This is a genomic window from Marinobacter sp. F4218 (assembly GCF_019443085.1).
GTDB lineage: Bacteria > Pseudomonadota > Gammaproteobacteria > Pseudomonadales > Oleiphilaceae > Marinobacter > Marinobacter albus.
Genome location: NZ_JAHZIL010000004.1, coordinates 449,106 through 471,866 on the forward strand (window position 1 = coordinate 449,106; position 22,761 = coordinate 471,866).

23 protein-coding genes are annotated in these 22,761 nt (G+C 59.1%); 13 read left to right on the forward strand and 10 right to left on the reverse strand.

What is annotated here, in order from left to right:
- The first annotated feature begins 72 nt into the window (after positions 1 to 72).
- Together K0B93_RS17380 and K0B93_RS17385 are read left to right on the forward strand one after the other, a co-directional pair.
- Positions 73 to 2,280: a DUF1631 domain-containing protein gene (locus tag K0B93_RS17380; protein ID WP_219868523.1), complete on the forward strand. Its 2,208-nt coding sequence runs from the start codon at positions 73 to 75 to the stop codon at positions 2,278 to 2,280.
- A 5-nt stretch (positions 2,281 to 2,285) separates the two neighbouring features.
- Positions 2,286 to 3,101, forward strand: coding sequence for a TonB family protein (locus tag K0B93_RS17385; protein WP_219868524.1), 816 nt, complete (start codon positions 2,286 to 2,288; stop codon positions 3,099 to 3,101).
- Positions 3,102 to 3,111: 10 nt separating this feature from the next.
- Here K0B93_RS17385 and grxD read toward each other — a convergent pair whose 3' ends face one another.
- Positions 3,112 to 3,438, reverse strand: coding sequence for a Grx4 family monothiol glutaredoxin (gene grxD / locus K0B93_RS17390; RefSeq protein ID WP_219868525.1), 327 nt, complete (start codon positions 3,436 to 3,438; stop codon positions 3,112 to 3,114).
- A gap of 240 nt (positions 3,439 to 3,678) precedes the next feature.
- Between grxD and argF the strand changes: the two genes are divergently transcribed.
- Entirely contained in the window at positions 3,679 to 4,593 is a 915-nt protein-coding gene (gene argF / locus K0B93_RS17395) for an ornithine carbamoyltransferase (protein WP_219868526.1), read from the forward strand.
- Between the two features lie 4 nt (positions 4,594 to 4,597).
- Positions 4,598 to 5,671 carry an ABC transporter ATP-binding protein gene (locus tag K0B93_RS17400; protein ID WP_219868527.1) on the forward strand — a complete coding sequence of 358 codons (1,074 nt, stop codon included), beginning with the start codon at positions 4,598 to 4,600 and terminating at the stop codon, positions 5,669 to 5,671.
- A gap of 7 nt (positions 5,672 to 5,678) precedes the next feature.
- Here K0B93_RS17400 and glpK read toward each other — a convergent pair whose 3' ends face one another.
- The 3 genes from glpK to K0B93_RS17415 form a co-directional block, all read right to left on the reverse strand.
- Positions 5,679 to 7,160 (reverse strand): glycerol kinase GlpK, encoded by a 1,482-nt coding sequence (gene glpK, locus K0B93_RS17405; RefSeq protein WP_219868528.1) that lies wholly within the window; start codon positions 7,158 to 7,160, stop codon positions 5,679 to 5,681.
- A 260-nt stretch (positions 7,161 to 7,420) separates the two neighbouring features.
- A complete protein-coding gene (locus tag K0B93_RS17410; protein WP_219868529.1) occupies positions 7,421 to 9,001 on the reverse strand; it encodes an ATP-binding protein in 1,581 nt (526 codons plus the stop codon).
- A 68-nt stretch (positions 9,002 to 9,069) separates the two neighbouring features.
- A complete protein-coding gene (locus K0B93_RS17415) occupies positions 9,070 to 9,807 on the reverse strand; it encodes a response regulator (protein WP_219868683.1) in 738 nt (245 codons plus the stop codon).
- A 247-nt stretch (positions 9,808 to 10,054) separates the two neighbouring features.
- Between K0B93_RS17415 and K0B93_RS17420 the strand changes: the two genes are divergently transcribed.
- Positions 10,055 to 10,816 (forward strand): GNAT family N-acetyltransferase, encoded by a 762-nt coding sequence (locus K0B93_RS17420; RefSeq protein WP_219868530.1) that lies wholly within the window; start codon positions 10,055 to 10,057, stop codon positions 10,814 to 10,816.
- 24 nt (positions 10,817 to 10,840) lie between these two features.
- Positions 10,841 to 11,659, forward strand: a complete 819-nt coding sequence (locus K0B93_RS17425; protein WP_219868531.1) for a lysophospholipid acyltransferase family protein — start codon at positions 10,841 to 10,843, stop codon at positions 11,657 to 11,659.
- Here K0B93_RS17425 and K0B93_RS17430 read toward each other — a convergent pair.
- From K0B93_RS17430 to K0B93_RS17445, 4 genes are all read right to left on the reverse strand, one after another.
- The gene (locus tag K0B93_RS17430; protein ID WP_219868532.1) at positions 11,619 to 12,089 is read right to left on the reverse strand and encodes an FKBP-type peptidyl-prolyl cis-trans isomerase; all 471 of its coding nucleotides are present in this window, start codon (positions 12,087 to 12,089) and stop codon (positions 11,619 to 11,621) included. The genes K0B93_RS17425 and K0B93_RS17430 overlap by 41 nt on opposite strands.
- Positions 12,089 to 14,299 (reverse strand): acetyl-CoA hydrolase/transferase C-terminal domain-containing protein, encoded by a 2,211-nt coding sequence (locus K0B93_RS17435; protein ID WP_219868533.1) that lies wholly within the window; start codon positions 14,297 to 14,299, stop codon positions 12,089 to 12,091. The genes K0B93_RS17430 and K0B93_RS17435 overlap by 1 nt, the downstream gene beginning before the upstream one ends.
- 145 nt (positions 14,300 to 14,444) lie before the next feature.
- Complete coding sequence (locus tag K0B93_RS17440; RefSeq protein WP_219868534.1) at positions 14,445 to 14,768, reverse strand: hypothetical protein; 324 nt, start codon at positions 14,766 to 14,768, stop codon at positions 14,445 to 14,447.
- 219 nt (positions 14,769 to 14,987) lie between these two features.
- A complete protein-coding gene (locus tag K0B93_RS17445; protein WP_219868535.1) occupies positions 14,988 to 16,025 on the reverse strand; it encodes an NADP(H)-dependent aldo-keto reductase in 1,038 nt (345 codons plus the stop codon).
- A gap of 114 nt (positions 16,026 to 16,139) precedes the next feature.
- Between K0B93_RS17445 and K0B93_RS17450 the strand changes: the two genes are divergently transcribed.
- Positions 16,140 to 17,360 carry a glycosyltransferase family 4 protein gene (locus tag K0B93_RS17450; RefSeq protein ID WP_219868536.1) on the forward strand — a complete coding sequence of 407 codons (1,221 nt, stop codon included), beginning with the start codon at positions 16,140 to 16,142 and terminating at the stop codon, positions 17,358 to 17,360.
- The gene (locus K0B93_RS17455; protein WP_219868537.1) at positions 17,326 to 17,898 is read left to right on the forward strand and encodes a phosphatase PAP2 family protein; all 573 of its coding nucleotides are present in this window, start codon (positions 17,326 to 17,328) and stop codon (positions 17,896 to 17,898) included. Before K0B93_RS17450 ends, K0B93_RS17455 begins: the two co-directional genes overlap by 35 nt.
- 2 nt (positions 17,899 to 17,900) lie before the next feature.
- Here the strand turns inward: K0B93_RS17455 and dinB are convergent, their stop codons facing one another.
- Positions 17,901 to 18,965: a DNA polymerase IV gene (gene dinB, locus K0B93_RS17460; RefSeq protein ID WP_219868538.1), complete on the reverse strand. Its 1,065-nt coding sequence runs from the start codon at positions 18,963 to 18,965 to the stop codon at positions 17,901 to 17,903.
- A 116-nt stretch (positions 18,966 to 19,081) separates the two neighbouring features.
- On the opposite strand from dinB, the gene K0B93_RS17465 reads away from it, so the two are divergent.
- The 5 genes from K0B93_RS17465 to minE all read left to right on the forward strand — a co-directional run bounded on the left by K0B93_RS17465 (position 19,082) and on the right by minE (position 21,651).
- A complete protein-coding gene (locus tag K0B93_RS17465) occupies positions 19,082 to 19,360 on the forward strand; it encodes a DUF1244 domain-containing protein (RefSeq protein WP_219868539.1) in 279 nt (92 codons plus the stop codon).
- A complete protein-coding gene (locus K0B93_RS17470) occupies positions 19,360 to 19,740 on the forward strand; it encodes a HopJ type III effector protein (protein ID WP_219868540.1) in 381 nt (126 codons plus the stop codon). Before K0B93_RS17465 ends, K0B93_RS17470 begins: the two co-directional genes overlap by 1 nt.
- Positions 19,737 to 20,507, forward strand: coding sequence for a septum site-determining protein MinC (gene minC / locus K0B93_RS17475; protein ID WP_219868541.1), 771 nt, complete (start codon positions 19,737 to 19,739; stop codon positions 20,505 to 20,507). The genes K0B93_RS17470 and minC overlap by 4 nt, the downstream gene beginning before the upstream one ends.
- A gap of 76 nt (positions 20,508 to 20,583) precedes the next feature.
- Positions 20,584 to 21,396 carry a septum site-determining protein MinD gene (gene minD / locus K0B93_RS17480; protein ID WP_219868542.1) on the forward strand — a complete coding sequence of 271 codons (813 nt, stop codon included), beginning with the start codon at positions 20,584 to 20,586 and terminating at the stop codon, positions 21,394 to 21,396.
- A 3-nt stretch (positions 21,397 to 21,399) separates the two neighbouring features.
- The gene (minE, locus tag K0B93_RS17485) at positions 21,400 to 21,651 is read left to right on the forward strand and encodes a cell division topological specificity factor MinE (protein WP_219868543.1); all 252 of its coding nucleotides are present in this window, start codon (positions 21,400 to 21,402) and stop codon (positions 21,649 to 21,651) included.
- A 32-nt stretch (positions 21,652 to 21,683) separates the two neighbouring features.
- On the opposite strand, the gene K0B93_RS17490 is transcribed toward minE, so the two are convergent.
- A complete protein-coding gene (locus tag K0B93_RS17490) occupies positions 21,684 to 22,691 on the reverse strand; it encodes a DUF2804 domain-containing protein (protein ID WP_219868544.1) in 1,008 nt (335 codons plus the stop codon).
- Positions 22,692 to 22,761 lie beyond the last annotated feature (70 nt).

Below are 22,761 nucleotides of genomic sequence, written 5' to 3' on the forward strand. Positions count from 1 at the left end.
TTTGATCAATAACTAAAAGATAGGATTGAAAGCTCGGTCATGTATCCGGTTGAGGCGTAAAAGGAGTCTGCCATGAACAAGCAGTCCGGCATACATTACCTCCGTGAGCACAAGGAAGCGGGCAACGGCAAACCGGTTCCTGTGGAGGTTACCCGCATCCGTGACACGGTTGTCGCCGGACTTGGCGACCTGATGCAGGGCGCTTTCGATGCCGTCGATGATTCGCTGTTCGAATTGGCCAATAATGCCCGCAGCAACAACGAGCAAAACCGCTATTTCGAAGCGATGCGGGAAATCCGGATCAAGCGGAAAGGCGTTGAACGGCATTTTCAGAGCGCAGTTGCCCGGTTTTTCTCTCGCCCCCCGCACACCGGACAAAGCCAGGAAGAGACCCTGAACCCGGAGCCCGGCATCGACGGCTTGTCACTGGTTGGCGATGAAGACCTGGAAGAACAGGTTGCAATCAACGCCATGATCACCAAGGCCAAGGCACACTTTCAGGGCCCACTGCTGCAACTTCAGACCCGATTCAGTCAGGTTTACCCGGAAGCTACCGACGAATCGCCCGTCAACCCGATGGCGCCGGAGCATCTGTGCAGCGCCTTTATCGAGGCCATCCAGTCGCTCGAGATCCAGATCCGCGAACGCCTCATCCTGCTGAAACAGTTTGACCGCTACGTTGTCTCCAACCTGGGCATGTTACTGGACGAGGCCAACCGGATACTGATTCAGGCCGGAGTCATTCCCAACTTCCGTTACCACGGCAAAGCGGGCAAACAGCATGGGGCCGAGGCTGACAAGAGTGCCCGCTCCCAATCGGCCCAAACCGAGACCGGTCACACTGCTGAGGACCTGAGCAACAGCGCTGTTTTTGACCAGATTCGGCAAATGTTGGCACTGCAACGCGCCAATGCCGGCATTCCACCCCGCGCGTCCGATCCCAACATCCGGGTTGTCGGGGATTCCGAACTGGCCGACCTGCTCAATGCCTTGCCGCTGCCGGATACCCGGCCGATCAGTGGAAACCTGAGCGATGGCGAACCGATTACCATCGACCTTCGATACGTGGTGCAACAGATCCTCGCGAACGCGGATGCCGGCGACGGTCGCAAGCCTGCACTGAATGAGGCTGACGAGGATCTGATCAATCTGGTCTCGATGCTGTTCGAGTTCATACTTGATGACTACAACCTCTCGGCCCCCGTTCAGGTGCTGATCAGCCGCCTGCAAATTCCGATTCTCAAAGTAGTGATCCGGGACAAGAGCTTTTTCAGCCAGGCGACTCACCCCGCCCGCCGTCTCCTGAACTCGCTGGCCCGCGCCGGTATTGGCTGGAGCTCCAGTGACGAGAAGGCCCGGGACAAACTGTACAATCAGATTCACAACATCGTTCAGCGGATTCTCAATGAATTTAATGGCGATATAGCCCTCTTCGAAACCCTGAACCACGAATTCGAACAGTTTCTCGAAAAAGAAAATCGCAAGACTTCCCTCGTCGAACAGCGCACACGGGAATCAGAGCGCGGCCGTATCAAATCTCAGAAAGCACAGGAAACCGTAGACAACCTGTTGAAGCAGAAAATCGCTCGTTACAAGTTGCCCGATCCCGCCCATGACATTCTGATGAATGGATGGAGCCGTGTCATGTTCCTGGCGTATTTGCGGGATGACGTGGAACACCGCTGGAATGAAACTGTGCGGATTGTTGATGACCTGATCTGGTGCCTGCACCCACACCAGGAGGATGAAGAGCGGGATCAGTGGGTGAGAGTGGTGCCAAGCCTGCTCAAATCACTTCGGGCCGGCCTGGAAGAGGTTTCCTACAACTCGTCCAAACTGGATGAAATGATGGGCCGTCTCAAACACGAACTGGCCGAAGCATTCCGAACCAACGCTGCCATTGAGGCACGCGAGGATTCGCCCGCAGATGACGAGGAAGAATTCGCCCCACTCCACCCGACCGCTGTGGAACGACAGCAGCAGCTGGAGGAAGCGGCGATTTCCGAATTCGTTGCCCAGATCGACAGTATCGAAATCGGAAATTGGGTGGAATTCCGTCTGGTGAATGGCGCCAGCTTCCGGTGCAAGCTGTCGGCCATTATTGAAGATGCCGACAGCTTTGTCTTCGTGAACCGCATGGGCCTGAAGGTAATCGAGAAGAACCGCATTGAACTGGCGCACGAGATGCGTCGGGGTCGCCTGACACTGCTTGAACAGGGCGCCCTGATAGATCGGGCCATGGACGCGGTGGTAGGCAGCTTGCGGAGCAAGACAGCCTGATATTGATGCCGGAGCTACAACTGACGACACACCGCTCGCCGGCAAACTACAGGATCGGTCTGGCAGTATCCACGGCGCTGCTGATACATACACTCCTGCTGTCCGGATTGCCCGCACCGATCCAGCAGCCCGAAGACACTCGCCACCGCATTCGCTTCGAACTCGTCAGCCCCGGGGCAACGGCCAGCCCCGCCCTGGCCCCCTCGACCTCCACGGAAGCTCCCGACAATCGTAACCCGAGATTCGAGGTAGCGCCAACGGTAACCGATAGCGCCCCCAACACCCCAGAGCCAACGACAACCGAGTCTGAGCGCAAAACGGCGAGGACCGAGCCTACACCCCGGGAACGGACTAGCCAGGCTTCGGAGGATCAGGTGAAGGCAGCGCCAACGACGTCTTCGCCGGCCCGCGAATCCCAGGCCGAGGAATCCCGCGCCACGGTCGCGGCCCGCTCAGGCGAACAGGCTCCCGAGACAGAATCCAAGCCGACCGCCAACGCAACCCAGGTCACCGAGTCACCGAGCGAGCGGGATCCATACCTGGTCAAACTGGCCGTCCATCTGAGCCATGAGCTTCAGAGGCTGAGAGTGCCGGCGATCAACCAGCTCTCAGAGAAGGTGGCGATGGAAATTGAGCTTCAGCTACTGGAAAACGGCGCCCTGACACGGGCAAGAATTCTGAAATCGACGGGGATAAAAGTAATAGACGATGCGGCTTATCGCGCATCACTGGCCGCCAGCCCCTACCCGGAGCCACCGGCCGGAAAGGAAAGCCAGAACCGCTTCGAGGTGGAACTGGTGTTCTCCCCGGAACGGCTCTGATTGCGCTAAATCAGGCTTCGGCCTGCTTTGCGGCTTCCTTGACCATTTTGGCCAGCTCGCCGCTCTCGGACATTTCCAGAATGATGTCGCAACCGCCCACAAGCTCACCATTGATGTAGAGCTGGGGATAGGTGGGCCAGCTGGAATAGACCTTCAGGGCCTCGCGCAGCTCCTGATTATCCAGGATGTTAACGAACGCGAAACGCTCGCCACAGGCCATCAGTGCCTGGACTGTCTTGGCGGAAAATCCGCACTGGGGCGCCTGCGGGCTACCCTTCATGTACAGAATGACGGGGTTAGCTTCGAGCTGGCTCTTGATGGTTTCGTTGATGTCCATGAACACTCACCTCTGAAAGGAAACAAAATTGCCAAAGGGCAACGGACTTGACGCTATTGTACACGTCACGCGAACACCGCACCAAACGTCTGACTTCCATCGCCCGTGGGGCCCCGGCCTGCGGCGTTGTCATCCCCGCCGCGAAGGGCTAGACTTGTTGGCCCTTTTTCAGGCAACACCTTAGCCATATTTTTCGCTGACCCCGCTGATCCGGGGGTTCGTTGACATAAGGGCCATTGCATGGCGGCAAGACACTTTCTGACATTGAACGACATGAACACCACCGAGCTTGAGAGCCTGGTGGATCACGCCACCAGACTCCGCAACGAGTGGCGTCAGGGAAAGGTTCGGGACTCCCTGAAGAATCGCGTTCTGGCGATGATTTTCGAGAAGTCTTCCACCCGGACCCGAGTCTCGTTCGAAGCCGGCATGGCCCAGCTAGGCGGTTCAGCCCTCTTCCTGTCTCCGCGGGATACGCAACTGGGGCGCGGTGAGCCGATTGAGGATTCTGCCATCGTGATCTCAAGCATGGTGGACGCCGTTATGATCCGCACCTTTGCCCACGATACGGTCGAGCGCTTTGCCGCCGCATCCAGAGTGCCTGTGATCAATGCCCTGACTGACGACTTCCACCCCTGCCAGTTGCTTGCGGACATGCAAACATACCGCGAACATCGTGGCAGCATCCGGGGAGCCACCGTGGCCTGGATTGGCGACGGCAACAATATGTGCCATTCCTACGTCAACGCGGCCTCGCAGTTCAATTTCCATCTGAATGTAGCCTGTCCGGAGGGTTACGAGCCCGATGCGGCGCTGCTTGAGGCCCATGGTGACCGGGTCACCGTCTTCCGGGACCCGGCCGAGGCGGCACGCAATGCTAACTTACTGGTCACGGATGTCTGGGCATCAATGGGCCAGGAAGAGGAGCAGAAAATTCGCGAGCGGGCCTTCCGCAACTACCAGATCAATCCGGACCTGATGAAGGTCGCGGATAAGGATGCGCTGTTCATGCATTGCCTGCCCGCACACCGCGGCGAAGAAATCTCGGTCGATATGATGGAACACCCCGGCTCGGTGGTCTGGGAGGAAGCCGAAAACCGGCTGCACGCGCAGAAGGCGTTGCTGGAATTTCTTATCCTCAACCGCCTGGATTGAGCCCATGGGAATGACGGCGAATTCTCCGGGAGACTGGCTGCTTGAAGTCAACAACCTGTCCTGCGGTTATGGCGGAGATTCCGTGATCCGGGACGTGAGCTTTGCTCTGAGTCACGGCGATATCGGCTGCCTGCTCGGTCCCAGTGGTTGTGGGAAAAGCACCATCTTGCGAGCACTGGCGGGCTTTCTCCCGCTAAACAGTGGCGAAATCTGCCTGCAGTCCCAGGCCATCAGCCTGCCCGGAAGGACACTGCCCCCGGAGAAGCGTCGTATTGGCATGGTGTTCCAGGACTATGCTCTGTTCCCGCATCTGACAATAGCCGACAACGTCGGTTTCGGCCTCCGCAAAATGCCCAAGGCGGACCGGCGCCAGAAAGTGATGGAACTGCTCGACGTCGTGCATCTGCGGGACCTGGCCGACAACTATCCCCATGAGTTGTCAGGTGGCCAGCAACAGAGGGTTGCACTCGCCCGGGCACTGGCACCCGAGCCGACCCTGATCCTGCTCGACGAGCCATTTTCGAACCTGGACGCAGACCTGCGCCGACGCCTGAGTCTGGATGTTCGGGAAATCCTCAAAACGCTGGGCATCAGCGCCATTCTGGTCACCCACGACCAGCAGGAAGCCTTCGCCATGTGCGACCAGGTTGCGGTCCTGCGGGACGGGCAAATCCAGCAGTGGGATGTGCCCTACAACCTTTATCACGAGCCTTCGAACCGGTTCGTCGCCAGCTTTGTTGGCCAGGGTGGCTTTGTACCGGGGAAGGCGCTGGGGCCGGACACGATTGAATCCGAACTGGGCGTCATTCGTGGTAACCGGGCGTACAAATGGTCACCGGGCACTCTGGTAGATGTCCTGATTCGACCGGACGACATTCTCTACGATCCGGACTCCGAGCTGCGCCCCAAGGTGGTTGAGAAAACCTTCGCCGGTACGTCGACGCTATATCGCTTCCGTTGCTCGGAGGAAACCGAGTTCGAGGCCCTGTTCCGCAGCCACCTGGATTTCCACTTGGGCGAGACGGTGCCAGTGCGGGTTGAAGCCGACCACCTCATTGCATTCGAGCGCACCGCCTGAACAAGGCTTAGTTGTTGCAAACGCGCTCTACCGCATCCAGCCAGCCGGCATACAGTGATTCCCGTAGTGCCGGCCCCATTTCGGGATGGAATTGGCGCTCACACTCCCAGAGACGGGATATCTCGTCCAGGCTCTCGTAGACTCCGGTTTGCAGGCCCGCAAGAAAGGCGGCACCCAGCGCGGTGGTTTCCGTCACCTTGGGGCGATCCACTGTGACGTTGAGAATGTCGGCCAGAAACTGCATCACCCACTCGTTGACCACCATGCCGCCGTCCACGCGCAGTGACTCCAGCCGCGCACCATCGTTTTGAATGGCTCGGACCAGATCCTTGGTTTGGTAACACACCGACTGCAAACCAGCAGTCACGATTTCCGCGATCCCCGTGTCACGGGTCAGCCCCATGATGGCGCCACGAGCGTGAGGGTCCCAATGGGGGGCGCCCAGACCGGTGAAGGCGGGCACCATGTACACGGGGTTGTCGACGCCGACCGACTCCGCATGGGCCGACGATTCATCAGCATGACTGATCAGCTTCAGCCCATCCCGCAACCACTGCATGGCGGCCCCAGCCACGAAAATGCTCCCCTCCATGGCGTAGCAAGGTTTCCCGTTCAGCCGGTACGCCATAGTGGTCAATAACCGGTTTTCAGACCGTAATGCCCGATCGCCGGTGTTGAGCATCAGAAAGCAGCCCGTCCCGTAGGTGCTCTTGGCCATCCCGGACTCAAAACAGGCCTGACCTATCAGTGCCGCGTGCTGATCACCGGCAATACCGGCGACGGCGACCGGAGCACCCAGCCATTCCGCGTCGGTGCTGCCAAAATCGGCTGCGCTGTCCAGGACTTCAGGCAACAGGGCCGTCGGTACTCGAAACAGTTTCAGGAGTTCATCGTCCCAGGCCTGACTGTGGATGTTGAACAGCGCCGTACGGGATGCATTGGTCGCGTCGGTGTAGTGGGACGTACCACCGGTCAGATTCCACAACAGCCAGCTGTCCACGGTACCGAACGCAAGTTCCCCGGATTCGGCCCGGGCTCTCGCGTCCTCGACGTTATCCAGGATCCAGGCAATCTTGGTCGCGGAAAAATAGGGATCGATTAACAGGCCGGTCCGCTCGACAACGGTATCCTCGTGGCCATCGGTCTTGAGCTTGGTACACAGGGAAGCTGTCCGCCGGTCCTGCCAGACGATGGCGTGGTATATGGGCTTGCCGGTGGAACGTTCCCAGATCACCGTGGTCTCGCGCTGGTTGGTGATGCCGATGCCGGACAATTGCCTGGCCGCCACGCCGGCTTTCTCCAGTGCACCCCGACAAACCGCCAGCGTACTGTCCCAGATTTCCAGCGCGTCATGCTCCACCCAACCATCCCTCGGGAAATACTGGTGAAACTCCTGCTGGTCAACAGCGACGCTGCTGCCGCTCTCGTCAAATACAATGGCACGGGAACTCGTGGTTCCCTGGTCGATGGCAAGCAGATAGCGGGTCATGGACATCTCCGGTTGTTTTTCCGGATTCTAGCAGCAGTGCCACGACGGTGAGAGTGAACAGGACAAAAAACGGGAGGAAAGGCATAAAAAAAGGGCCGGAAAAACCGGCCCTTAAATGACGAATGAAACAAGGAAAGTTCGTAAGAACTACAACCTCAAAAGTCATCCCTTACGCTTTCTATTATTGATAATGTCGCCGGGATCTTCAGTAGCGGTTATGTAGCAGCTTTGTTACATCAGGTTAGAGGGTGAGGTGCAGTTCACACAACGGCATCGACAGGCTTCTTACGCGGCCACACCAGGCTGAATCGGGCCCCGCCCAACGCATCGCTACGGCCGACAAAGGCCTGGCCACCGTGCCAATAGAGAATCCGCCGAACAATAGAGAGCCCCAGACCGTAGCCACCGGAGGTCCGTGTCCGACTGTCATCGAGCCGGGCAAACGCGGTAAACACTTTTTCCCAATCCTGCTCCGGCACGCCTGGCCCGTCGTCCTCAACGTCGATGCGACAATTGTCCTCGTCAATGTGACAGCGAACCAGCACACGACCTTCGGCATACCGACCCGCATTGCCTACCAGGTTCTGGATAGCCCGGTGAATGTAGCGGGGTTCGACATCCGACATTGCCCACCGTTCCGCCTCCGGTTCGATGTCTGCCTCGATGACCAGCGCCGGGCGAATGATCTGCTGTTCGGAAACCACCTGCCGGACCAGATCCGTCACCGATGCCTCCTGCAGCGAAAATACGGGGCCGCCCTGCTCAAGGCGGGCGTACGTCAGAATCTCATCGATGAGTTCATCCAGCTCCTGGATGTCGCCATCGATGTCGTCGAGCTGTTTCTGCAGCCGGTCCTTGTCCTGGCAGGACTCGATCATCTGAACGCCAAACCGGATTCGTGCGACCGGCGTCCGTAACTCGTGGGACACTGCATGAATCATTTCACGCTGGACCTGAACCAGACGCTGGATGTGTTCCGCCATCCCGTTAAAGGAGGCCGCCAGCCTGGACACCAGGGTGCCGGTACCGGCTTCAACTCGCGCCCCCATCTCGCCCCTGGCTATGCGGATCGCAACCGACTCCACCTTGCGAAGATTACTGTCGACTTCACGCAATCCGAGATACAGCGCCACCGCGAGCACGCTACCGATGACCAGGACCATTAACAGAATGACCGGCCACGCCCAGGGGTCAAAGGGGCCCGCCATATCCATCCGCAACAACTCCCCGTCTTCAAGCCTGATCAACACTTGCCCCTGCCCGGAGGCATCATCACGAAAGAACACCATGCCCTGTCTGGCAACCTGATCAAGCACCTCAGCGGAAGGCAGAAGCGCAACGTCATCAACCGGCCGCACCCGGACATTCAGCTCCTCCGACATCCGCGCTGCCATTTCCGAGCGCTCGTCGGAACCGGATGAATCCAGGTGCCACCGAACGATCAGGGCCACCGCTTCAGCGACCTGCTTATAGGTATCGTCCAGCCGCACCTGCAGGACCCGGCCTTCTTCCGGTGCGCCCACCAGAATTCGGTAACCGGTCGAGCCTTCCACAGCGACGACCTGATGGTAGCCGAGACGTTCAAGGGTGATCGCGGACAAGGATTCGAGCTCTGCCGAACCGAGGACGGAAAAGTTGTAGAGCGATCCAAGCCAGTGATAGCGATCGGAGGCCGCTGGATCGGACTGCAGCCAGCGCATCAGAGGCTCGGGGAAACGCTCATGCCAGAACTGTGATCTGACCGAATTGACACCGACAAACAACGCTACACAGAGCAGCACCACCAGTGCTGTCAGGCCGGCAACTCGGGCATAAAGCTTGAGGAAGAACATCAGGGGCATGTCACAAACCCTGGCACGGAACGCCGGCGTAACCAACGCGGTTCACACCGGCTCCAGAGGCTGAATCGTCAGGCTTCCTTAACGAACAGGTAGCCTTTGCTGCGAACGGTCTTGATTCGCCGTGGGTGGATGGGATCGTCACCAATTTTCGGCCGTATCCGGGAAACCCGGACATCGATGGAGCGATCCTGGCCGTCGTACTCGATGCCACGCAATGCCGTGAAGATTTCTTCCCGGCTGAGCACGCGACCGGCATTGCTGGCGAGCAGCCAGAGCAGATCGAATTCCGCGCTGGTCAGATCGATGCTTTCGTCGCTCAACCAGGCTTCGCGCATAGAGCGGTCGACCACAAGGTCATTGAACTGCAACCGTACCGGTTCCTCCCCGCTCTTTTCTTCACCACCATTCTGGCCGGTCTCGGTAACCCGGCGCAACATAGCCCGGATCCGGGCCAGCAGGACACGGGGCTTGACCGGCTTGCCGACGTAGTCGTCTGCGCCCATTTCCAGACCCAACACCTGATCCAGGTCGTCGGTGCGGGCAGTCAGCATGATGATTGGACCGGAGTAGTAAGGGCGCACCCGACGACAGATAGACAAACCATCCTCGCCCGGCAGCATCAGGTCCAGAACCACCAGATCAGGCTGTTCGTTCCGGATGCGCTCCACAGCCGGGCCCCCATGGGTTTCGAGGGACACCTGTAGCCCGTTACTTTCCAGATACTCACGGGTCAGTTCTGCCAGCCGCTCGTCATCCTCGACAATGAGAATTCGCCAACTTTCGTTTGTCTGTTCCACGCCATCCATCTCTGGTTTTGTTATTTCGGTTGTGAGTAACATTGCTTGCCCGACGATACAGGCAACCTGCCGTAACAGCAATTATACATGCTATTCAGAAATATACATGGAAGGACGCCTCTGTTACACCCCGTGACAATAGGCACAACTGGCCCAGATCCAAGGGCAATGTCACGAAGACGTCACTCCCCGGTCACCCATGTGTCACACCGGCTTCATAACCTTGTCGGCAAATGGACACAGAAGAGACCATGCCATGACCGCACAATCCCTGAGACCCCGCCGCAGTGCCCGTCGGCTGAAAACCGATACCACCCGCACCCCTGACATGATCGAAGAGGCACAGCGTTTACGCTATCGGGTGTTCTCGGAAGAATACGGCAGCGATCTCGGCGCGGAAATTCCAGGCCTCGACGCAGACACTTTCGATACCGTCTGCGACCACCTGGTTGTGACCGATAGCGACAACGGTCAATTGGTGGCCACCACCAGAATCCTGCACCAGGCAGACACCGGCCCTGTCGGCGGCTTCTACTCGGCCGGGGAGTTTGAGCTTTCTGCCCTCAAGAACCTGCCCGGCGCCGTTGCCGAACTAGGACGCACCTGCGTGCATCCCGACTACCGGAATGGCGCGACCATCAGCCTGCTCTGGTCTGCGGTGGCAGAATACCTGGTGTCCCACAACGTCGACTACCTGATCGGCTGCGCGAGCATCAGCATGTCCGATGGCGGACTCAAGGCCTGGCGGATTGCTCGTCACCTGCAACGGGAATACCTGGCGGACGACACCTTCCGAGTCTACCCCCTGCGCGCCCTTCCGCACCTGACCCACACTGCCAACGAGGAGCGCCCGGTAGAGGTACCACCGCTCCTGAAGGCCTATATGCGACTCGGCGCACGAGTCTGCGGCGAGCCGTGCTGGGACCCCGACTTCCGGTGCGCTGACCTGCTCGTGCTCCTTGAGGTCAACAACCTGGCCTCCCGTTACAGCCGGCACTTTCTGGGCAAGGCTTCCTGAAGCAGAAACGGCCAGGAGGCCCCCATGGAATGGCTCAGACTGACCTTCCGGCTCACAAACTTCAGCCTGTTCCTGGCGGCCACCGGCTTGCTGGCGACGTCTCTTCTGATAGCCGAAATCCTGGCGCGGCGGCCCATTGACCGCACGCGCTGGGCCCGGCGCTGTTTCCGCGGTGCATGCTGGTGCCTCGGCCTCGACATTCATGTCCACGGCACGCCCCCCGTTCGAAACGCCCTCGTTGCCAGCAACCATATCAGTTGGTCAGACATTCCGATTCTGGGCAGCCTCACCCCGGTCCTGTTCCTGTCCAAGGCCGAGGTCGGGCAATGGCCGGTGATTGGCTGGCTGGCACGAGAGGCGGGTACACTTTTCATCAAGCGTGGCGGCGGCAAGGCCCGGCGAATCCGGCGAGCAATTGCCGAAAAGCTCGCAGCAGGCGAATCCATTCTCATCTTTCCGGAAGCAACGACCAGTTGCGGCCTGACCGTTCTACCCTTCCACGGCTTGCTCCTAGGCGCTGCCGCAGATTCCGGCGTCCCGATTCAGCCGGTGACCATCAGTTACCGGCGCAACGGGCGCCCGGACCACCTGGCCCCCTTTGTGGGGGAGGACACCTTCCACGGTCACATCGTGACGATGCTGAGACATCGACCCGCTCAGGTCGATGTGCTTTTTCACCGCCCGATCGAAGTGGGCCCGGAGACGGGCACAGCGGGCCTCGCGGAACAGCTCCGGAACATTGTGCGGGCGGGCTTGGCCGGAATCCAGCAGGGAGAACTGGACGTTCAGACTGAGCAGGGGATCAGAACAGCGGGCGACCCTGGGTTATCTCGTCCTCAGTAGCTTCCCGCCGACCGACGATTTCCAGGTCAAAGTAGAGCGTGAAGCCCGCCAGCGGATGATTGGCGTCAACCTTCACCAGGTTTCCGTCAATGCCGACGACCTGGACGATCTTGGCCTCGTCGCCGGTGTTGGTCTGAAACTTCATGCCGATCTGAAGATCTTCCACGCCCTCAAACATGGACCGTGGCACCTTGCGGATCAGCTCCGGATTGTGTTCACCATAAGCCATCGCAGGCGGGACCGTGACTTCCAGGCAATCGCCCACGTTGCGATCTTTCACCGCTTTCTGAATACCCTCAATGATGTCGGGGCTGCCATAGATAAAGTGGAGCGGCTCGCTACCTTCGGAGGTGTCAACGAGTTCGCCAATCTTGTTCTTCAGAACGTAGTGGACGGTGAAAACTTCGGGTTTGGCTTGTGAAACATCCATCAGGCTTCTGGCTTTCCTGTATCGGTTGGTGTGTCAATCAGTTGCAGACCGTGAATAACCAGACGCTGGTCCAGCTTCTCCCGTACCCCGGAGGGGCTACCCAGGCCCATGCGTTCCAGCAATGAACCATAGCGACCCTTATCATCCCGGGCCCGGAAGGCCTGCCACAATGTTGACAGTTTACCACGGCGGGTTGCCGTTGCGGCCTTCAGGGTTTTAAGGGCTTTCCCTAACGTCAGCTCCTCGTCGGTAAAATCTCGGCCGAACGGAAAGGCTGGGAACCAGTCTTGATCGCCACCCACTGAAACCGCGTTGCGAACCGCTTCCGGTGTGTTGTTGCACCAGTCAGCCGGCAGCCGGAAGGCCGAATCCACCTTGCCCGCCTTTTGCGCCTGATTCAGCAGGTCCTGCTGGAAGCGGGAATCGGCAATACGGATGAGCCGCAGATAAACCTGCTCGTCCGATTGACCTCGCAGGTCGGCGATACCGTACTCGGTAACCACGATATCCCGGAGATGGCGGGGAATTGTGCAATGGCCATAATTGAAAACGATGTTGGAGAGCGTCTTACCGGCGGAGTGGCGGGTGGCACGCAAGGTGAGGATGGACCGCGCGCCTGGTAACTCGTGGGCCATGGCCACGAAGTTATACTGACCACCTACACCGCTGACAACCCGACCGTCGTCCAGACCATCAGACACCGCGGCGCCATTGAGCGTGTGCATCATGGTTGAATTGATGAACCGACTGTGAACCCGCTGTGCCGCTTTGAGTCGCTGGTTCCCGAAACGATGATCGTATAGCTGGTTGATGTAATTCACGCTGGTCATGCAGATCTGGTTACGCTGCTCATCGCTCAGTTCCCTCAGCGCCTGGTAGAAGCGCTCTGGCCCGACGTAAAAGCCGCCATGCATGGCAATACCGCCCTTGAGACAATTCCCCAGCGCCAGGGTTTCGATGGCCTCACGGGCCTCCTGGCTGTCGAGATCGCCCTCAACGGACTGCTCACCGATCAGCAGACGCCCACCCTTGAACTCCACCGAGTCCTTCAGGACCCCCAACTGCACCAGCCAGCTGACGTCTCTCGCCCGCATGGGTGAATCAATCAGCCGTTCCCGGCGGAGCACGTCCAGCGACGCCATGGACACGTCCCGGGTCAGTTCCCCCTGGTTGATGAGGGTCTGGAGGTCGGCATGATCAAACACCTCGCGCCGGAGAATGCCCGCCTGCATGAGGTAGAGGAAGCCATCCACCATCATTTCACTGCACCCGTACAGGCCCTTCTCGAACGGCCCGGTGCCGCCGTCGGTTTCGACGACCGGGAAACGCTCCGCGACCTTGAGGTGGTCGAACACAGCCCGCCAGGCGTCGTTATGCTGGTGCCGGAGAATGGCGCTGTGAACCAGGGCGGCGCCCAGGGATCCGATGCCCACCTGCAGAGTCCCTCCGTCCCGGAGCAGAGCACTGGCATAGAAACCGATGAGATGGTCCTCGGGGCTCACCGCCATTTCCGGAGCTGAGAACAGCGGGTGGTCGGTGTCCGGTTGATCGAGGACCACATCGAATTCCGCCTCCTCCACCGCCGCATGATGATCCATCCACGGCAGATTACGATTCATTTCCGCCACCAGCGCTACCGGTGTGCCATTGGCTTCACGCTCACGCATCAGGGGTAACAGATCAAGCGTCAGATCCGGGTTGCAGCTGAGGCTGACCATGCCGGGACGGTCCGAAGCCTCGCCCGGGGAAACCATCTGTGCCACGACATTGATCCCCTGAGCCATCAGGTCGCGCACCGCATGGGTGTAATTACTGCACACGTAATGCCGCTGCTGCGACCGGTTGTTGAGGTAACTGCCCGCTTTGAAGAAGAATTCGGAGACCTGCACGTTCGCCGGCAGACGATTGGCAGAGACCGCCCGCGCGTAGGCCAATTCCGGAATCTGGCCGTAGAGGCGCTCGGCGAAAGGACCCAGAAAGCGCTTCTCCAGGGAAGAGGCGCCTCGAGGAGCCAGAAGCGAGAGGGCCGTGACGATGCGCAGTTGAATCTCGGGATCGTCGACGGCGCGCTGGTACATTGCATTAACGAACCGGACCGGCTTCCCCAGACCCAGCGGCAATCCCAGCGTAATGTTTTTGCCTACCCGACGAATCACTTCATCGACACAGGCGTTCACATCGTTTGCACGACGATCATTTTCGTCCGCCATCTACCAAGCTCCTTGTGGGTCAATCAGGCTGTTGGGCGATGATCACACGACGCAAAGGCACTGGCAATGCGCCAGATCATGATTCAGGAGAAGTTTCGGGAGAGGCTGACTGACAGAACGTTGACGAAATGAGAGGGGAAAGGCGTCAGAAGTTCCACTTCAGGTTAAGGCAGGCGCCCTCGTTGAGCAGGGCGATGCCGTGGTCGGGTCTAGCCGGCTCGGAAGCGTAGCGCTTACCGCTGTTGTCGGACCGGGAAAGCGTCAGGGTCAGGAGGCGGGAACCAAGCTCACTGAAAGCCTCCACCGAGTCCTCTTCGAAATCGCCTGACATCTGCTCCTGAAGCTCATAAACGTCTTCAATGACAACGGCTTCGCCCATCTCATCGAATACGCGCTCGCCTGCTTCGGCGCGCACGACGAAAGCAACCAGATTGAGAACGAGTAATGCGACAAAAATGCGAATAATCATGACACTTCAAAGACCTTTGACAGAGCCGGAATTTTACGGATACGTAAGGCTAAAGTCTAATGATTAAACGCCGGAAAGATGTGAATTTGCACACATATGCGTCGATTATTTGTCAACAAACGACCATCTTTTTGTCAAAATATAATCCAGAATATTTCAGGTTGTAACCGTGGCAGCGGCAGACCCCGGCAACCTTGGCTCCGGGGTCTGCTTGCAAAATTACGGGCAGGGATATGTGAACTCCCCGTGAATTGACTCGATGGCCTCAAGCACCTCCGCATTCAATTCCAGTGTTGCCGAGCCGAGGTTTTCCCGAAGTTGCTCCATGGTCGTGGCACCAATGATATTGCTGGTTACAAAGCTCCGGCTGTTGACGTAGGCCAGTGCCATCTGAACCGGCGACAGGCCGTGTTTGCGGGCCAGCTCCACGTAAGCACGGGTAGCGTCCATACCGCGGCCACTGGTGTAGCGGCTAAATCGCTCGTACAGGGTCAGCCTTCCTTTCTCCGGCCATGCCTCGCCCAGGTATTTGCCGGACAGCATACCGAAGGCAAGCGGTGAATAGGCCAGCAGCCCGACCTGTTCCCGGTGCGCGATTTCCGCCATTCCCACTTCGAACGTACGGTTCAGCAGATTGTAGGGATTCTGGATACTGACCGGGCACGGCCACCCTTTCTCTTTGGCAAGGCGCAGATACTCCATTGTTCCCCAGGGGGTTTCGTTCGACAGCCCGACATGGCGGATCTTGCCTTCACGGACCAACTCGTCCAGGGCACCCAGTGTCTCTTCAATTGGGGTAAAACTCTCGTCCGGATTGTGCTCATACCCGAGCCGGCCAAAGAAATTGGCATTACGATCCGGCCAATGCACCTGGTACAGATCAATGTAGTCCGTTTTCAGGCGCTGCAGACTCGCATCACAGGCCTCCCGGATGTGCGCCCGGGTCAGCCGAGGCCCGTTCCGGAGGTAGGTCAAGCCGTTACCCGGCCCTGCCACTTTGGAGGCGATCACGAGGTCATCCCGACGCCCGCGCTTCGCCAGCCAATTGCCCAGACAGGTCTCAGTCTCCCCCTGGGTCTCGGCACGGGGCGGCACCGGGTACATTTCTGCCGCGTCGATGAAATTCACCCCCTGCGACGTGGCGTAGTCCAGCTGCTCAAAAGCGTCCTGCTCGGTATTCTGCTCACCCCAGGTCATGGTGCCGAGGCAGATCAGGCTGACATCAATGTCCGTATTTCCAAGCTTTCGCGTTTGCATAGTATCTCCGCATCAGTTTGCTCAACGGGTAAAGGGAATGTCACGGGACTGTCGTTTAACTGTCATGCCCGCTTCCCACACTGGGGACATGTCAGAGGAACCACAGGAAACATCGTGACCGAGACCATCCAGGCCAAGCGACGTGAACAACACATTACCATTGTTTCCGAGACCTTTCCGCCGGAAATCAATGGGGTGGCGAATACTCTGAGGCATCTTTGCCAGGGTCTGATGCAACACGGACATCGCGTCACCGTGATACGCCCCCGACAGCGTCACGAAAGCAGGGGCACGGTGGCCGGTGCTGGCCGCGCCCTGTTCAGTCACGAGCATGTGGTTACCGGCGTGCCGCTGCCGGGCTATGCAGATCTCCGGTTCGGCCTGGTTCGCAGTCGCCACCTCAGGAAGCTCTGGCAAAAAGACCGACCAGACGCCATTTACGTCGCGACCCAGGGTCCACTGGGCGTAGCCGCCGTGACGGCCGCGCGGGGATTGGGCGTACCCGTCAGCTCTGGTTTCCACACCAATTTTCACAGTTACAGCCGCTATTATGGCGTCGGCATCCTGGAACGCCTCCTGTGCGCCTATGGCCGCTGGTTTCACAACCGCACCGCGGTCACCCTGGTGCCAACGCGAAAGATGGAGCAGACCACGGCAACCATGGGCATCAGAGCCACCGGACTCTGGAGCCGTGGTGTCGATTGCGGCCGCTTCAGCCCATACAAACGGGACAACGCATTGCGTGCATCCTGGGGCCTGAAGACCAATGACCGCGCGGTGATCTATGTCGGCCGCCTGGCGCCGGAGAAAAACTTGCGCATGGCCGTGGCCTGCTACGAGCGGATCCGAAGCCTGCACCTCCAGACCCGTTTCATACTAGTTGGCGACGGCCCCCTGCGGCGGCAACTGGCGGAACGGCACCCAGATTACATTTTTTGCGGTACCCAGCGCGGAGAAGACCTTGCACGCCACTATGCCTCCGCTGACCTGTTCCTGTTTCCGAGCAAAACCGACACGTTCGGGAACGTCGTCCTGGAAGCCATGGCCAGCGGACTTGCGGTGGTGGCCTTTGACGACGGCGCCGCCAGCGAACACTTGCGACATGAAGGGAATGGTATGAAAGCGGCCCTGGCCCAGGACGAAGACTTTGTCGACAGCGCCCTGCGCCTGGCCGACCAGCCTACCCTGCTCAATCGAATTCGCGCCCAGGCTCGCCTCGACGCCCTCGAACTGGACTGGAACTCGCAGATTGACCAGTTCGAACACCTGGTTTTCAACCAACAAGTCAGGATCGGATACCGTGGCATCAGCAAGCAAAGCATCTCGATTCTTTAACCTGGCAGACCAGCGGGAATACGCCTTCTGCCAGGCCATCAACCGCGTGGCACGATTCCCGGGCGTGCTCGGCTACTTCCAACTGGTCAGCCGACTCGGCGACGGCGGGTTCTGGTATGCACTGATTCTCGCCATCCCGCTGCTGGTCCCGGATCAGGGACCGGCGCTGGCCCTGCTGATGACATTGACCGGGCTGGCCTGCACGCTGACCTATAAGGTGCTGAAACGCAGACTGGTTCGTGAGCGGCCCTTCATTTCTTTTCCATCCATCAACTGCGGCACGCCGCCCCTCGACCGTTACAGCTTCCCGTCCGGCCACACCCTGCACGCCGTCTGCTTCCAGGCCATGCTGCTAAACGCTGCGCCTGCCCTGGCGCTGGCGATCCTGCCGTTTACCATCAGCGTGGCTGCATCCCGTGTGGTATTGGGCCTGCACTACCCCACTGACGTTGCCGCCGGCGCCGTGATTGGGGGTCTGATGGGCTATGCCTCTACCCAGTACGTGCTTTTCGAAATGCGGGTGTTGTTGTCAGCCTGAGGTCAATCGAACAGTCGAAGCTGGGTGACCGGTGCGTCATCGTTCCGGAACCGCACTCCAAGCCCCAGCAGGCGCACCGGCCGGTCCTTGTCACCAACCAGTTCCTTGAAAAGCGGCAGGTAATCCTCGAAAACAGGTTCTTTGACATGCTCACGTACCCGCTCCAGCGTATGGGTTGAAAAATCGCTGTAGCGGATCTTGATGAATAGCTTGTGAATTGGTTTCCGCCGTGCCTTGCGAGTAAGACGGAGGTTCAGGTCTGCCACCAGTGAGGCCATGACAGTCTCACACGCGGATCGGTCCGGAAGGTCCTGGGAAAAGGTACGCTCGACGCTGATCGACTTGGCGATGCGGGAGACGACCACTGGGCGCTCATCACGGCCGTGCGCCATTTCGTGCAGACGGTATCCCTGCTTGCCAAACCGGTCCACCAGCACCTCCGGACCCACGGCCTGGAGATCTCCGCAATTTTCGACACCGAGTGCATGCAATTTCGCCGCCGTAACCTGGCCGACGCCAAACAGCTTTTCCACCGGCAGCCCGCGCACGAAGTCATCGACGTCTTCGGGCCGGATCACGAACAGGCCATCGGGCTTCTCCCAATCGCTGGCAATCTTGGCCAGAAACTTGTTGGGGGCGACGCCTGCCGAGACGGTAATACCGACTTCCCGCCGAATGCGCTCCCTCAGGTAGCGGGCCATCAACGTGGCGCTGCCCTTGTGATCGGTTATTTCGGAAACATCAAGGAAGGCTTCATCCAGCGACAGCGGTTCGACCAGGTCCGTCATCTCCCGGAGAATGGCCATCACCTGTTGCGATGCTGCCCGGTAGCGGGCCATATCGGTCGGAACGGTCACCAGGCCGGGACATAGCCTCCGGGCCTCGCTGCCCGGCATTGCGGAGCGCACCCCGAACGCCCGCGCCCGGTAGTTGCAGGTGGTCACCACACCGCGGCCGCCGTCACCGCCCACCGCCAAGGGTACATCCCGAAGGCTGGGATCATCCCGCATCTCCACCGCCGCATAGAAGCAGTCGCAATCCACATGGATAATCTTGCGCTGGTGCATGGTAAAGGGGCTGCTCGCGTTTACATTCTGTACATTTATACAGCCTTGTATCTTAAGCTATCATGCTGAGAATGTCAGGAACCCCTTATAACGAGTGAGAATCATCGCGAGGCCCCATGAGCAACCCAATTCCAGAGTCCAACCGCACTGAAATCGAGGCAGCCGCCTTCCGGCGCCTGGTAAAGCATCTGCAAAGCAACACCGACGTGCAGAATATTGATCTGATGAACCTGGCCGGTTTCTGCCGAAACTGCCTGTCGAAATGGTATCGCGCCGAAGCGGAAGAGCGCGGGTTCGAGATTTCGGATCCGGACGCCCGGGAAGAAATCTACGGCATGCCGTATGAAGACTGGAAATCCCGCTACCAGACCGGTCCCAAACAGGATCACAAATAATGAACGTCAATGACGCGGTACGCATTCATCTTGCGTCTCTTGCGGCAGGCCATGCCGATTTCGACGATACCCTGGCGCTGATCGACCGTCACTTCGAATACCAGCCGACCGGCTTTCACAACGGCCCGCTTCACAACCCCGCGGGCGAAAATGCCGGTTCGTGCCGGGTGTTTGCCCTGGGCCGCTACTGCACCCTGCCCGAGGCGGAAACCCTGCAACTGTTCGCACAGCACTACCAGCAGGTCATGGGCGATCCCGTCGGTGATAGCCATGGCAACATTCGTCAGTTCATCAGTACCGGTTGGTCCGGCATTCGCTTTGAAGACGAGCCCCTGCGACTGCGCCCAACGCCAAACACCATGGAAGAGACCCGTTCATGACCGATACCGCCACCTCCGGGGTTAACCAGGTTTTTCAACTGAAAAGCGCCAGCGTGTCCATGACGGCACTGGAACTTCATTACTTCGACAACGATGATTTTGAAGCAACATTGCGGGACAAGATCAGCCAGGCACCGGGCTTCTTCAAGGACATTCCGATCATTGTCAGCCTGGACAAATACGAGGGGCTCGACAGCGAGCTGGATTTTTTCAAGATTATCGGCACCTGCCGCCGCCACAACATCCATGTTGTCGGGGTTCGCGGTGGCAATGATGACCAGCGTCGACTGGCCAGAGGCGCGGCACTGGCGTTACTGCCCGGCAACAGTCAGCGCGACCGCGCCCACGAGCAGACTCGTGAACCGGAGTCGACAGCCACCGGAGAGACGCCGGAAGCCACCGAACCCGCGGCTACCAACACCACGGAACCCAGCCCTGCCCGGGTGATCAATCAGCCGGTTCGATCAGGCCAGCAAGTGTACGCCCCTGACGGGGACCTCATCATACTGGCACCGGTTCAGGCCGGCGCCGAAGTACTCGCTGCCGGCAACATTCATGTGTACGGCCCCTTGCGGGGTCGAGCCCTGGCGGGCATTCACGGGGCCGAATCGGCCCGGGTTTTCTGCCAATCTCTTGAGGCGGAGCTTGTGTCCATCGCCGGACACTATAAAATCTCCGAAGATCTTCAGGACAATGGCTGGAAAAGCGCTGTACAGATCCAGCTCAGGGACGACCTGCTGGTGGTAACGCCACTGGACAAGGCCTGATATCAAGAGGACAACAACAACTTGACCGGATAATTCGGCAGACACGACGAATCCACCGCGAAACAGGAATCTAACCTTGGCTAGAATCATTGTCGTTACTTCAGGAAAGGGCGGCGTTGGTAAGACCACCACCAGCGCCTCAATCAGCACCGGCCTTGCTAAACGCGGCCACAAAACCGTCGTCATCGATTTTGACGTGGGACTGCGCAATCTTGACCTGATCATGAATTGCGAACGACGGGTCGTGTACGACTTCGTCAACGTTATTCAGGGTGAAGCCAGCCTGAACCAGGCGCTGATCCGCGACAAGCGCGTCGATACCCTTTACATCCTGCCAGCCTCCCAGACCCGCGAGAAGGAAGCGCTGACCAAGGATGGCGTCGAGAAGGTCATCAACGAGCTGTCAGAAACCTTCGATTACATCGTCTGCGATTCACCGGCCGGGATCGAGCATGGGGCCCTGATGGCCCTGTACTACGCCGATGAAGCAGTTGTGGTCACAAACCCTGAGGTCTCCTCGGTTCGGGATTCCGACCGCATTCTGGGTATTCTGCAAAGCAAATCCCGCCGGGCAGAGATGGGGCAGGATCCTGTCAAGGAACACTTGCTGCTCACCCGCTACAACCCGGACCGGGTCGAGAAAGGCGAAATGCTGTCGGTGGGTGACGTCGAGGAAATCCTTGCGATCCCCCTGCTGGGCCTGATTCCGGAAAGCCAGGTGGTGCTGAACGCCTCCAACCAGGGTCTCCCCGTGATTCTCGAGGAAGAGAGCGACGCCGGCCAGGCCTACGAAGACGCCGTGGCCCGCCTTCTGGGCGAAGACCGGGAACACCGGTTCATGACTGCCCAGAAGAAGGGTTTTTTCTCACGGATGTTCAAGGGAGGCTAACGGATGAGTTTCCTCGATTACTTCAAGGGTAAGAAAACCAACACCGCGCACGTGGCCAAAGAGCGATTGCAGATCATCGTTGCCCACGAACGCGGCCAGCGAGACCTACCGGATTACCTGCCCAAACTGCAGCAGGAGCTGTTGGCGGTGATCCGAAAATACGTCCAGATCAGCGACGACATGGTACAGGTCGAGGTGGATCGCAACGAAAGCTGCTCCGTTCTCGAACTGAACGTGACCCTGCCCGAACGATGATCGATCCCGCCGGAGCCCCGGCATAGCGGGGGCTACCAGCGGGCGAAATGATCTTCCATTAATCCCCGTAGGCCGTCTACGGGGATTTTTGTTCCCGCCTCATCAACAACATGACCTGTGAAAGTGCCAATGAACTGGCGGAAGTTGGACGCCAGTACCAAAGCATTCAGCTTTTCCTTGCGCACCCCTGCCGGCACGAACTTGAGATCCACCCGGCCATCGTCCGTACTCACCCCCCAGTCACTGCCCGGCCGATAACGGTCAAACTCGAACCGGGCAGCGCCCAGCTTGATGCACCGACCATCCAGCCACAGGGCGTTTTCGGTCATCCCGGTTTCATTGACACCGGCTGCGAGGTTGAGGCCAAGGGAGCGACCGTCCGCCAGTTTGCCCGCAAGGCACGCCCAGTTCCAGGCGGTCTCCCGACGCATGAAACCACAACTCCAGTCGATGGAGGCGCGGGTGTCGGCATCACATCGCCAGATGCGATGATCCCAGCGTACCTCCCCTTCCACCGGCAAGCCGGCGGATTTCCGGGTAAACACCCAGCCATTGTAGCCGGCCGGACACACCAGCCTGAGCGGGTCGTGGTCCTCCTGGATCTCAAGGTCGACCCGGATACCCCCCGGGGCAATGACCGTGATGTTGCGACCACCCGGTGCGGCAACGATCCGGAGCGCAACCTCGCCCTTGATGAACGTTGCCATGCCATGCTCGGGATTCGGTTCGATCCGTGCGCCACGGCCGAAGGGCTGGAGAAAGGACTTTTCATACAGGGTGCCGGTTTCAAAGTCGTACAGGTAGAAGAACCCGTTCGCCACCAGCTTCAGATCCACCAGAGCCATTCCGAAGACCCAGCCGGGGCCCATGGCGCTGACAAACTGGAACTGGTTGAAGCGCCACTGGCGGGCAAGGCGGGAGCGCGGCCGGTCCATGACCGTCCGCAGATCATAATCGAGGTAATTGATCTCATCCACCGGACCGTCGAGGATGCCGGCAGTGATTTTCCCGTTTTCATCAATCAGCTTTCGTGTGCTCATGGTCATCGTCACTTCGGGCCATTTGACGGGAGCAGCGGTCCAGGGAGTTACCTGGTTCACAATCCCTTGT

Bases quoted from the DNA above. Each gene is read 5' to 3' on its own strand.
- K0B93_RS17380 (WP_219868523.1), top strand. From the start codon at position 73: ATGAACAAGCAGTCCGGCATACATTACCTCCGTGAGCACAAGGAAGCG.
- K0B93_RS17385 (WP_219868524.1), top strand. From the start codon at position 2,286: ATGCCGGAGCTACAACTGACGACACACCGCTCGCCGGCAAACTACAGG.
- grxD (WP_219868525.1), bottom strand. From the start codon at position 3,438: ATGGACATCAACGAAACCATCAAGAGCCAGCTCGAAGCTAACCCCGTC.
- argF (WP_219868526.1), top strand. From the start codon at position 3,679: ATGGCGGCAAGACACTTTCTGACATTGAACGACATGAACACCACCGAG.
- K0B93_RS17400 (WP_219868527.1), top strand. From the start codon at position 4,598: ATGGGAATGACGGCGAATTCTCCGGGAGACTGGCTGCTTGAAGTCAAC.
- glpK (WP_219868528.1), bottom strand. From the start codon at position 7,160: ATGACCCGCTATCTGCTTGCCATCGACCAGGGAACCACGAGTTCCCGT.
- K0B93_RS17410 (WP_219868529.1), bottom strand. From the start codon at position 9,001: ATGCCCCTGATGTTCTTCCTCAAGCTTTATGCCCGAGTTGCCGGCCTG.
- K0B93_RS17415 (WP_219868683.1), bottom strand. From the start codon at position 9,807: ATGGATGGCGTGGAACAGACAAACGAAAGTTGGCGAATTCTCATTGTC.
- K0B93_RS17420 (WP_219868530.1), top strand. From the start codon at position 10,055: ATGACCGCACAATCCCTGAGACCCCGCCGCAGTGCCCGTCGGCTGAAA.
- K0B93_RS17425 (WP_219868531.1), top strand. From the start codon at position 10,841: ATGGAATGGCTCAGACTGACCTTCCGGCTCACAAACTTCAGCCTGTTC.
- K0B93_RS17430 (WP_219868532.1), bottom strand. From the start codon at position 12,089: ATGGATGTTTCACAAGCCAAACCCGAAGTTTTCACCGTCCACTACGTT.
- K0B93_RS17435 (WP_219868533.1), bottom strand. From the start codon at position 14,299: ATGGCGGACGAAAATGATCGTCGTGCAAACGATGTGAACGCCTGTGTC.
- K0B93_RS17440 (WP_219868534.1), bottom strand. From the start codon at position 14,768: ATGATTATTCGCATTTTTGTCGCATTACTCGTTCTCAATCTGGTTGCT.
- K0B93_RS17445 (WP_219868535.1), bottom strand. From the start codon at position 16,025: ATGCAAACGCGAAAGCTTGGAAATACGGACATTGATGTCAGCCTGATC.
- dinB (WP_219868538.1), bottom strand. From the start codon at position 18,965: ATGCACCAGCGCAAGATTATCCATGTGGATTGCGACTGCTTCTATGCG.
- K0B93_RS17465 (WP_219868539.1), top strand. From the start codon at position 19,082: ATGAGCAACCCAATTCCAGAGTCCAACCGCACTGAAATCGAGGCAGCC.
- K0B93_RS17470 (WP_219868540.1), top strand. From the start codon at position 19,360: ATGAACGTCAATGACGCGGTACGCATTCATCTTGCGTCTCTTGCGGCA.
- minC (WP_219868541.1), top strand. From the start codon at position 19,737: ATGACCGATACCGCCACCTCCGGGGTTAACCAGGTTTTTCAACTGAAA.
- minE (WP_219868543.1), top strand. From the start codon at position 21,400: ATGAGTTTCCTCGATTACTTCAAGGGTAAGAAAACCAACACCGCGCAC.
- K0B93_RS17490 (WP_219868544.1), bottom strand. From the start codon at position 22,691: ATGAGCACACGAAAGCTGATTGATGAAAACGGGAAAATCACTGCCGGC.